Origin of the sequence: Halorubrum salsamenti (genome assembly GCF_007671685.1) — an archaeon.
Classification (GTDB): domain Archaea; phylum Halobacteriota; class Halobacteria; order Halobacteriales; family Haloferacaceae; genus Halorubrum; species Halorubrum salsamenti.
The window spans coordinates 19361-27429 of the sequence record NZ_VCNL01000012.1 but is presented as its reverse complement, the minus strand read 5'-3'; the positions used below and the strand labels follow the sequence as shown (position 1 = coordinate 27429).

Below are 8069 nucleotides of genomic sequence, written 5' to 3'. Positions count from 1 at the left end.
ATCTCGCTGTCTGCTTCGGTAGCTTCCACACCCTTCCCAAGCAGACACTTTCACTCAAACCCGATGTGATCGACTGAGTGTAATTTCCAGCGAAACTAAAGAAGAAGTTCGCAATCACCGATCTGTAGTTAGTAATCATAAATACAACATGAATAAATCTCTCAAGCTGTCTTTTTTGGATGGAGATAATGAGGTTGTTAATCTATCTCTCCATTATTCAAGTATATACCACAACGCAGCTGACTTTTCTATACGTATAGAACGAAATATTCCCAAACAGACTCTGGACAAAATTCGCGACGCTGAAGGGGTTGATCAAGCCTGGATAAAGGACAAATTTCAAATTGGAGTCTCTTCAGCTCAAGGGAACTGTTTCCCAGAGTGTCGCGTAATTTCTATTATAATCAAAAATTTCCATCCAAACTTTTCCGAAGAGAATAAATTGTATATTGATGAAACGGTGCCAGATAGAGACATTCCATCTACCGACGAATCAAGCGATTCAGAACACAATATTTCTAATAGCCCACAGACAGAACTGGGGAGTTCAAATCGCCAAAATGAATTTGAGATTGAAAAGGAGTATGACGATTCACGGTGGAGTAAGTGAAAGTGACAGAAGCCGGGTATTGATTTGGTTATAGTTGAACACCTATTGAATACATTCTCTGGTATCTCGCACGCCGTTACTAACATATTGTGGAGAGATCCGTGTTCAATATCGGTACGTAGGTCGCTTGTACTGACCACAACCGGGCAGGATCTATCACTTTCTGAGGATTTCAACAGAGCCGCTGTAGTCAATACAGTGGACTCACTTACCGTTCACGTATGGGACGCTTCTCCGAAATAAATAGAGAATTCTCGTTTTTACAAGTGGGACATTGAGGTCGACAATTCCAACCGTCCACAAGCAAGCTAATTGGATTTCCAGTATGGTGATTGATTTTTGTATTCTGACGGGCAATTCCTTTCACGTTTACTTCATCACCCTTTCCAAATCCCAATTTGAACTTCCGTCCACAGTTCTTACAATCAAATAGAACAGTGAAGTGGATACTTTCGAGGTCATAGTCTACAACATCGTCATAGCGATAGGTATACTGACAGTTTGAGCAATTTACACTGTTGTACTCCCGCTCTTTCCCGCAGTTTGGACAGACAACCATACAGAACGGATTTAAGCCGATTACATATGTTACTGCTGCTCAATATACAGTCTTCAGCGACCAGCTGTTTAAGCGAAAATATGTCTAGAAAAAATATTTCAACAGAGTCAGTTTCTTTGGTCTCAGAGATTAGCGGTGCTCACTGAGTAGGTATTCTTCCAGCTCCCAGTTTTTTCGAAGTGTTCTAATTTTATCGTACGGTCATCCTGTTGAACACTGCCACAAATACATAGGTTTCCTAATACTTCTGAGGAATGACTTCAGAGTCCGATCGTTACTACTTACCACATGAAGCAAGAGAGTTAACCAACTCAACACTTCACATGTCAGAATACGCATCCGTCTCCGATCGTCTCACCAACTTCTGTTGTGAAGAACACGAAGAGCTACTGGACGGGTTGAACAATAAGACAGCATGGAGCAAGGAGGCTGACCTAGGTTACGGGAACCAGGTTGTCTCCGCCGCTCATGATGATCGTACAGTCTTGGAGCTCGTCCAGAACGCACGGGATGCGATCATTGAGGGAGACGGGGATGGACGTGTTTCGGTAATTGTTGGTCCTGATTCGCTGATGGTCGCGAACACTGGGAGTCCCTTCCGGCTGGATGACGAAGAGGTGTTTCGGGCTGTTACCTCCCTTGGACGATCTGCGAAGGCTCAAGATCGGGGATCTATCGGTGAGAAAGGTGTCGGGCTTAAGTCGGTGCTTCAGCTGAGCGAGCAGTTCAGTATCTACTCGCAGGTTGACTCGGAGCAATTCGCGGCACACTTCTCTCGGGCAAGAGCCGCCCGCATGCTGCTCACGACATACGGAAGGCTGCTTGGGGAGGATTCGTTCAGGAAGCGTATCGAACCGCCCACTAACGACGACCTCGTCGATGCCTGCCAGTCACTCGCGACAGATATCGATGCTAGTGCGTTACCAGAGTATCTCATTCAAGACATCATACAGCATCGGTTGCTCAACGAAGAGCAGGAGCCACCGAGTCCCAGTACGCTCCTCTCAGACCTGCCACGACTCTCATTGTTCCGATACCCGTTCCCCGACGCCTCGCAAAAAGACGCCTCTCCGCTGCGATCGGGACTCGTCGGGACGAACGAGGCAGCCCACACCACGGACGGTCCTTTTAGTGAAAATCTACGTTCGTGGATGGATATCCACGGCGGATCGTACACTACGGCTGTCGAGCTCGACTACGTCGATACTGAATGGCGGACGCTCCTCGACCGTGTCGACGACCTGCTCACAGACGCCGACGACAAGGTAGCGTCGACGTTTCGAGACCACCGATCGTCGACGGACAACGATTCAGCGGCGTTCAGTCAGCAGCGTCAGGAGACGCTCTGGGAGGAATGTACAAACATCTCTCCAGAGACACTGATCCTGCTCGGACACATCGAGCAACTAGACCTGGTCCGAGTATCACGGAGCGAAGATGGAGTTTTACAGATGGACGACCATCGACAGATCACGGTTGATCAAGGAAATTCCAATCCACTCTCGAACGCGCCTGCAGTCAATCAGCGAGAAATTACATATACAGTTGATAACCCACAGAACGACAATTCCGAGTCACACGTTCGGACGTTTTGGCAGTACACCCGAACGTACGACGACATCACTGACAACGAGGAGGCGGAGCCGAGCTCCGACGATGTACATCTCCTATTTGAAAAACCGATAGCTACGGACGGTTGGAGACCCAGATCGAAACCACTCTATCTGTACTACCCGATCGAAGAGGTCGAGACTCCGTTCCCCTTTGCCGTCCATGCGCCGTTCCGAGTCGGGTTTGACCGCCAATCGCTCACGGCGGATGAACAGAACGAGCGGATACTCGACAAACTACCAGGGCTCGTCGCAACCGCAGCAGCTGACCTCGCGACGGCAAAGTCACCGACAGATTCGGCTGAGCTGGATTCGTTCCATCAGTGGATGCCGTGGCTGGTTACACCACTCGACACTAGAGATAACACCAGTACATCGGAAATCGTTACAACCGCCGTAAAAGACACGCTCGGGCGGCTCCGCGAAGAGCCAATCGTCCCGACCGACGCTGGCGAACCACAACGGCCGACTACGGTGCTATGTGACCCGGAACGTCTCCATGCCTTCGAGCCACTCCGACGTGACGCACCGGCGGCACCAGTCCCCGGACGCAGCGTCATCGAATCCGGTAGGTGGTGGCAGACTGCTGTTTTCGGTTCCGAAAATGAGTCAGATTTGGCGTTTCGACAGTGTGCGGCTCGGATCGGACTCACAGACGTTCTCAAACGGTTGTTCGACGACGATGAGGGGCGTCGCGGCTGTATTGACATCCTCAGCGAGTACTGGGGTGTAGATAGCCATACCGAGGGCACAATTGACTGGGCAGTTCCAGTCGACGAAGTCCGCCACGCGACAGAGTACTTCGAGTCCATCTGTAGTGTCCTCCAATCAGTCTCAGATGGTGAGGAACTCGACATCAAGAACGGGACAGATGCAAAGCGGGCGGCAACACAGCTGGGAGACACACGCGTTCCCCTATTGCCCGCCGAGGCGCATCGAGACCGTGACGACGATGATTCACCAGCAATCACTCACCTTGTCAGAGCACGTTCGAGACATGATGGCGGTGAGAGTAGAGGGGAAAAACGGAGCGAACGCATCGTCTTCCGACGGACCGGGGGGAATACGGCGCGGTCGATCATTTCTGATCTCCCGACGCCGCCGAGCGACCTGCCTGTGTTCGTCGTCCCGTTCAGATCAGATTGGACCGGGCCGCTAGAGAGTTTTAACAGAGAATGGGGAACACGGAACCTCGATAGTCCTGCAGAGTTCTACCGCCGGGTAGCCGCCGAGGCGGGTGGGTACTCGGGAGATGCAACGTCGGATCCCGACGTGATTGGATACATCGTCGACCTGTACGGAACGGTGACCCAAAACCAGATTGCCGACTGGCTCAACCCGCAGCCCCACCGCCATCACCAGTTCGACGATCTACAGGAAACTCTGAAAGGCGGGGAGACCAGTTCGCTTCCTTCGAATTATGACGACTATTTGGAACAGCGCTACGTCCAACGGGTACAGCTCCCAGTTTCCAGATCCGACACGACAGCCAATAGAGCGACTTCCACTGGGTCACCAGATCGGAAACGGAGCGAGACACGCCCAGCTGAAGAGCTAACATTTGGAGCCGAGTGGGCCGCTGAGTTCAATGCGGCTGCAGATACACTCGAAGCTGCCGGGCCAGAAGTCGATCGATTTAGCGATCGAGATAACTCTGAGAATACGCGAGCGGCTTCCTTCCGACGATGGGCAGCGGCGATCCGACTCGCTGCTGAAGCGAGACCTAGTGATACCCACGAAATCGCTCCCCCTGACGACGAGTACTGGACCGCGGTCTTCGGTAATGATGGTGATTCTGATGAGCTCCACCGCATCCGGCGTCTCGATGCCTTGATTCACCTCGGCGTACAGGTTGGGCCACGAATCGAGTGGAGGTGGATACTTCCGACGCGGGGAGACCGCGATTCCGAAGCGGGTACACTCACCGTTTCTGACGCACAGACCCTTGCGAGTGGTGAGCTTCCTGAAGAGTCAGATTTCTGCCCGCCGAAGGACCTCGTCGAAGCATATCGGGACACAGTCTGGCAGTCTGACAACAATCCGGCGTTCAGTGCCTCTCATTCGACTGGTTGTGGAAACAAGTGGCTGGATCCAGACGTCGACAGACTCGTGGGGGACTACCCCGGCGCAGCACTGCTCCCAATGTGGTGGTACTTCCCAGATCTTCCGGAGTCCGAGTCGGCCTCTGGTCGTGACTACCGTGATGCTATCCTTCTCATGTGGCCGGAGCTGTCCAACGGCGTCGCCGAAGTCGCCTGGCTCTGTAGCAGGTGGCACTCCTTCAGCACCGCCAGCGACGATAGCAGAATTCCGTCTCTCGGGCTTGTGCAACTCGCCCGCGAGCAATTGTGGCCTGCCGAGGGGATGTTCGAAGAAGAACCAGGCGATGATAGGCTTACCATCCCGGATGGCGACCAGTTGTCGGCACGAAAACTCTTGCTTCACGACGACGACCATCTACGAGGAGCAATCCAGTATCTACCTCGTGTCGATGTTCAGGCGCTAGAGGATCGATTGGCAGACGCAACCAATTCGGATGCAGGAGAATCAGACATCGTCGATGTTCCGGAAGCACTCCGATCTTTGGGTATCCAACAACTCGATGCGTTGACTCCTCCAATGGCGGCCACACGACTCAAGTGGTTCCTCTCACAGTTCGATGATGAGGTTAGCATCGGGACTGCCGGCCAGACGTTTACTGTCAAAGCGAGTTGGGCCACCCAAGCGCTGTCGGTGCCGATCGACGCACTGCTTCGTCGACTCGTTGCCGACGACGCACTCTCTCGGGAACTCGACGACCGGGAGCCAAAGCGACGCTGGATCCGCCGTGATATTCATCATCTCGGCACATGTCTCCCTGTCACCGAAGGCAGCACACCGAAGGGACTTCACATCGGACGTGACTACTCCCCGGACGGAGATTCTGAGACGGTCGTGTTCACACAACCACTGTCGAAATACTCTCGTGAGCGACTAGTGAACGACGGCCGGCGGTTCGTCGAGCGACCGGCTGATGAGACCGAACTCGCGTACATGCTTGGTGACGAATCTGATGTCGTGGACTTCGGCATCGTGACCGAGACGAAACCACCGTCGCCACGACCGATTCACGGAGCGAATGTGGAATCCGGCAGTGCCCGGCTCGACGAATTACGGTCGATACTCCGTGATCGGCAAGAGTACCTGCTGGCAGGCTATCTGGAGAACGCAACTGCACCAGATCTTCAGTCGGTCCATGACGATCTGTCGGCGGTATTCGAGAATCAGATCGGCATCGTTGGGCGAAGTGAAAACGACGATGGACGGCGGAACTCAGCGGAGTGGAAGCCAGGTAAGGGAGATACGTCACCCCACATCGCGCTCTTTCAGGATTCGGTCGATCGGTACCAGACAGACGATGGGGCGATACCACCGTATCTCGCCGCCGATGGACTCGTCCAGGTGATCGAGCAGTTCGACTTACGGGACACCTTCGAGAACGTCCTGTTCAAGAACGAATCTGCCCTCGAAGACGAGTACAGCGACGCGCTCAATAATATCCGTCGTGAGGTGACCGAACTGCGAACACGCCGTCTCGAGCAGGTCTTCCAGACACTCAACGGACTTGTCTCTACACACTGGTCGGACGCTTCACTCCCTGCGCCCGACGAATTCGACGTCGAACCGCGGGAGACATTGACGGCGGCACGGTCTGCGACCGAGCATGAGGGATTTGCCGACGGCAACCCGCTCCTACAAGCGTGGATCGAACAACTGACCACTAAATGTGGCCTTGAGGGAGATGCCGCAGCACTGTGTCTCGTCGCAGCAGCGACTAATACTCACGAGACAAGACTGCGGATCACCTATCAGCTTGCACGCGATGGCGTTCTCGATATCGACACCCTTGCCGATGTCGGCCACCAGTGGGTGGACCTTGATGAGTGGCCGCAATCACAGCCCTCCCGATCGGTCGAATCGTATGTCGCAGCAGTCCACCGCCTCCGACAGTTCTGGGATGCGCTGGCCGACCACGAGGACGAAGGTGAGGAAGGTATCGAGCGCGCGGTTCGCGAAACAGCGACATCCTCTCGGATACCTGGGCCGCGCCGTCGCGTCGCTGCGATCGTTCGAGGCGACAGCGATCTCAATCCGTCGCTTCGGAACCTTCGTCTCGGCGATATTCCGTACGTGACACTGGAGCCTCCGGCGACCGAGCAGTTCGTCGACGCCGTCACAGAATGGGTTGAGGCGGAGAGGGTTGCGCTCCAAGAATCGGATATCGTCTACAACGAGCCGGATATTGACGACTTCCTTAGCGCTCTAGTCGACGCAGTCTCAGATTACGAGGCCGCAGAAGAGCGTGTTGCTAGCGTACTCGCGACCTACGAACAGAGAGATGGCGAGTCGACAACGGGGGCCAGTGCGAACCGGAGTGACCTCACTTCAGACTGGATCACAAGCAACGACAACGGCATGGAACAGATCACGACGGAGTTCGACGCAGCCGCCGCAGTAACCGAAGGCGGTTCTCCGGATATCGGTGAGTCATCCGGAGATGGCTATTCTCACGTGAACGCAGAGATTGACGCTCGTGGCCGTGAGGGCGAGCTAATTTGTCTGGATCGAGCTTGGAGACGGTTTCGCGACGCCCCTCAGACAGTTCGAAAACAGATATTCGACGTGGTTCGAAAGTGGCGGGCATACGAAAACTGGCGTCTCAACAGTGTCGAGGATATCGCTATCTCACTGCCTGATTCTGTCGCCGGTGAAACCCACAGTAGTGAGGACCTGGAATCACTTCTCGGCGCCAGCAAACTTGAGGCCACGCCTGAGACGAAGGCTGCATTCCACGCACTGTTCGACACCTCCGCAGAGCGTGGGCCGGGATTCGACCTCATCGACCCGTTCGCCATGATGCCGGTAGACATGGAGCTAGCGAGTTGGCAGTCCACATGGATGCGGCGTGTCGAGGTTAAGGCCGTCGACAGCGGGCGTATCCACAATGGCCGGATCAAATTAACAGGTAATGAGTTGCGGATGGCACTTCGTTCTGGCCCGACAGGCGGTGGTCCCGATATCACAGATGGCGACACAGGACACAGCTACCTCGTCCGCCTAGTCGGATTCCCTACAGACTGGCGTGAAAAGAAAGATGAGCACAATCAGTTACAGATATTTGACATCGAGAACGTCGCCGACTTCGTGGGTATCGAAAGCGATTCAGCTACCGTTCTCGAGAAACTTCGAGGAGGATCGTTCTACATCACTTTCCAGACTTAAATCAGCTCTTAGGTGAGGTACATTTCCC

The 8069-nt window shown here is 54.1% G+C and carries 2 protein-coding genes; both read left to right on the top strand.

Annotation, left to right across the window (positions count from 1 at the left end; translation table 11 throughout):
* Positions 1–148: 148 nt before the first annotated feature.
* Positions 149–610 carry a hypothetical protein gene (locus FGL94_RS17560; RefSeq protein ID WP_144928012.1) on the top strand — a complete coding sequence of 154 codons (462 nt, stop codon included), beginning with the start codon at positions 149–151 and terminating at the stop codon, positions 608–610.
* Between the two features lie 882 nt (positions 611–1492).
* Positions 1493–8041 (top strand): sacsin N-terminal ATP-binding-like domain-containing protein, encoded by a 6549-nt coding sequence (locus FGL94_RS17555; protein ID WP_144928009.1) that lies wholly within the window; start codon positions 1493–1495, stop codon positions 8039–8041.
* Positions 8042–8069 lie beyond the last annotated feature (28 nt).

What these genes read in the sequence shown, in the direction of transcription:
- FGL94_RS17560 (WP_144928012.1), top strand. Translation starts at nt 149, where the DNA reads ATGAATAAATCTCTCAAGCTGTCTTTTTTGGATGGAGATAATGAGGTT.
- FGL94_RS17555 (WP_144928009.1), top strand. Translation starts at nt 1,493, where the DNA reads ATGTCAGAATACGCATCCGTCTCCGATCGTCTCACCAACTTCTGTTGT.